The sequence below is a fragment of the Nostoc flagelliforme FACHB-838 genome (assembly GCF_014698065.1).
GTDB classification, from domain to species: domain Bacteria; phylum Cyanobacteriota; class Cyanobacteriia; order Cyanobacteriales; family Nostocaceae; genus Nostoc; species Nostoc flagelliforme_B.
Genome location: NZ_JACJSI010000535.1, coordinates 1 through 3,363 on the forward strand (window position 1 = coordinate 1; position 3,363 = coordinate 3,363).

The 3,363-nt window shown below is 39.2% G+C and carries 4 protein-coding genes; 1 reads left to right on the forward strand and 3 read right to left on the reverse strand.

The window, feature by feature from the left end:
• Nucleotides 1-375: 375 nt before the first annotated feature.
• The 3 genes from H6G97_RS55755 to H6G97_RS48210 form a co-directional block, all read right to left on the reverse strand.
• Entirely contained in the window at nucleotides 376-699 is a 324-nt protein-coding gene (locus H6G97_RS55755) for a hypothetical protein (protein ID WP_338422016.1), read from the reverse strand.
• A 362-nt stretch (nucleotides 700-1,061) separates the two neighbouring features.
• Nucleotides 1,062-2,015, reverse strand: coding sequence for a ParB/RepB/Spo0J family partition protein (locus H6G97_RS48205; RefSeq protein ID WP_190947404.1), 954 nt, complete (start codon nucleotides 2,013-2,015; stop codon nucleotides 1,062-1,064).
• On the reverse strand, nucleotides 2,012-2,767 hold the full coding sequence (locus H6G97_RS48210) for a ParA family protein (RefSeq protein ID WP_190947405.1): 756 nt from the start codon (nucleotides 2,765-2,767) through the stop codon (nucleotides 2,012-2,014). The genes H6G97_RS48205 and H6G97_RS48210 overlap by 4 nt, the downstream gene beginning before the upstream one ends.
• A 315-nt stretch (nucleotides 2,768-3,082) precedes the next feature.
• On the opposite strand from H6G97_RS48210, the gene H6G97_RS48215 reads away from it, so the two are divergent.
• The coding region (locus H6G97_RS48215) for a YrrC family ATP-dependent DNA helicase (protein WP_422394290.1) at nucleotides 3,083-3,363 on the forward strand (281 nt) is incomplete at its 3' end.

Below are 3,363 nucleotides of genomic sequence, written 5' to 3' on the forward strand. Positions count from 1 at the left end.
TCAAGTGATCTGTAAGAGCAAGAGAAAGAAGAATAAAATAACTTTTACTTTTTTTCCTAATCTCAAGAGCTTATCATAAACCCTTGGGGGCTAAATGGGGCACAAAATGTCAACCAATCGAATATACCCCATTTAGCACCTATAGGTGTCCTATATAGGAGTCAAAATGTCACCGAAGTCCTGAACTACTGTTGGGATATATATAGACCCTATGTAACCCCCATAAAGAATTTCTGAAATCTTTTTTATCAACGTAGCAGAAATTAATTTAGATCATCGTTGACTCTTTGATTTATACTTTACTGTCAATCTTTTGTTGAAAAGTAATTCAGTCTTGATCTTTAACTTCTTGCTGACTATGTAACGAACGGGTCATTACTTGCTTACAGGTTCAGCTTTCTCAACTGAATTATCATTCACACCCAAAGTCAATTCCAAAGGAGTTCTCTGTGGATAAGCTTTTACCACTTGTCGATAAACTTCATAGTTCGTAGGTAGCGTGTTCTGAGTATTACCCACTTCGTAGGTTAGTTCGTACTTTACATCTTTCACCAATTCGGGTTTTCCTGCCTCGTCTTGAGGTCTTTTGCGTTGTTCAACTTCATCAACACTTGGTCGTGGCGGTAAAGTAGTCCACCATAGCCCTCGGTCATTTGGGCCAACAACTGCTCCTGGCGGTTTCAATCCATTCCGATTCACGACTGAAGTATTAGCAAAGGTTTCAATGCGTGGCTGTGATTGACTAGTTAGATCATTCGCATATTTAACCTGCCATCTGTAACTGGTGAGCGCTGTAGCTTCATACTGTTCAGTAGTAGTACTACAACAGTTAATGTCAGTGCCGTTAGTGCAGTTATTATTAAGGGTAAAATTTTCAACTTTTGCATTATCAATCGTAAATATTTTTTATCAATCACTCTTGAAGAGGGAGTGTGCTATCATTACTGCCAAGGTGAAGTATCGCTGTTATCGAAAGCACTTCTCCCGTAACAATCTAATCGCCATTTGCCTCTTTTGAAGGAATGACTTTAGGAATGCTGATTGCCATACTAAATGTAGTTTCAGTTATCATCACTGCTTTCAACTAATAAAGCTTCAAGCTCTACTAATATTTTTTGTAATCGCTTGTGCTGATTGGGATTATCCCAAACCTTTGATTTTTTTACTTTACTGTAGGCTTCATCTATCTTCTTTTTTAAAGAAGATGATTTTTTATCTGTATTTTCAGGCGTGTTTGCTTGAATTTCAGCAAGACGCTCTTTAATTTGACTTAAAGATAAATTATTTTGAATTGCATCAGATAGTAATGATTTACGTAGGGCTTCATCCTTAATCCGCGCAATCACTTTGGCTTTAGTATACTCGATTACTCCTGACCGGAGAGCTTCCATAACATCTATAGGAAGTTTTAATAATGGGAGACGATTGGTTCTAAAACTTTCGGGGGAAAACTTTCCGATTGTGTTAAATACCTCAAGTAGAGACTGCCATTCTTGGCTGTGGATAACGTTATCCACAGCCTCTCGTTCTGGATGAGCTGCTGATTGAAGTAAAGCAACTATTGATTCTGTGGTTTGATTAAGTTTTAATCCTAAGAGAGCAACAATACTCTCTGTTTCCTCAATTGGGTTTAAGTCCTCTCTTTGGAGATTTTCCGAGAGTGCTAGTTCAAGTGCTTCAACATCTGTCATTTCCCTAATAACAGCAGGTACAAACTCTAATTGAGCAGTTTTAGCCCCTTGGAAACGACGTTCTCCTGCAACTAGTTCATATTTCCCATCCTTTTGAGGACGGACGAGAAGGGGCTGAAGAATTCCATGCTGTTTAATTGACTCTACTAACTCATGCATGGCTTGAGGAGCAAAGTAGCGACGAGGTTGTTGATGTGGTAAAACTATTTGTTTTATTGAGATAAGGAAAGCAGCGCTACTATTGTCTACTGCTTCTTCAACTCCAAATAAAGCATCGACTCCTTTAATTTCATAAGGTTGACTAACACGCTTCTTCAGACTCATGGCAACGTCTCCAAACTTTGAGCAATCTGTTTGAGAATAGTGACAGATGGATGCTTAGAATTGTAAAGTGCTAACGGTATATGCTCTTGGGCTGCATCAGCAAAAGCTACGGATCGAGGAATAGCTGGATAAATGGTACCAATCTTAGATAGAGAATTAGTAATTGACTGTAAGCTTTGGGAGCCTTGTCCAGTTCGGTTATCGTACATAGTTGGAACTACTCCAGCAATCTGTAATTTTCGATTTGCCCGAGAACGGACACGCGCAATCGTTGTTAACAATAGTTCTGTTCCTTTTAGAGCTTTATATTCAGTTTGAATAGGAATGAGTACGTGTGTGGCTGCCACCAAGCTAATATAGCTAAGAATACCGAGACTTGGTGGACAATCAATTAAAATGAATTGGTATTGTGCGATAACTGGTTCAAGAGCCTCCTTTAGTCGAATATCTCGCATATCTGCGACGACAAGTTCTAATTCTGCGCCACTTAAGTTGATGTTCGCGGGGGACATATCCATACCATGTATATTCTGATGAATTGGTAATGGTTCTTCTCCCAGAATAGCTTCATAAACTGTCTTACCTAGTTCAGATGGCTCTAATCCCATAAAAGTAGTTAGTGAAGCCTGGGGATCCATATCCACTAATAAAACGTTTTGCTGATTTTGAGCCAAATGGTAGCCTAAATTCATTGTCAGAGTAGTTTTGCTGACACCACCTGACTGATTAAAAACTGCAATGACCTTGCTCATTAACTGAACAGAAATAATAAAGACATCAACTTAACAATATCGGTATCAGTCACATACTGGCAAAAGAAACTTACATTAGCAGAGACTGAACTTTAACATTTCAACTAGAATTTTGCTCATTCTATTACTATTGCTAACTCTTTCAGTCTCCACAAGCAAGGGTTAATCTGGTGTCAGCCCTACTACGCCGACTTTCAAGCTTAAACTAGAGTGAGTTTTCAATGATACTAATAGTGGGCATATAATTTAGTATTTATGTACTATAATCAACTGAATTCGAGTATTATAATGATGTGCGGCATCTGATCATAAGCAATGTCCACTCCTCCTAATCTTTCTCCTGAACAAATAAATGCCTTTCCTCAACACGAAACAATCACCGGAGTCGTAGAACGTTTAACTTTTTATTCTGCTGAGTCAGGCTACACTGTGGCAAGACTGACCCGCCCCCGCAGCACAGAACTCACAACAATTGTCGGCAGCTTTGCCAATATTCAGCCAGGTCAAACTCTACAGCTAACTGGTTTCTGGCGTGACCATCCACAATTTGGGCCACAGTTCCAGGTAGTTAATTATCGAGAAACCAAACCAGCCAC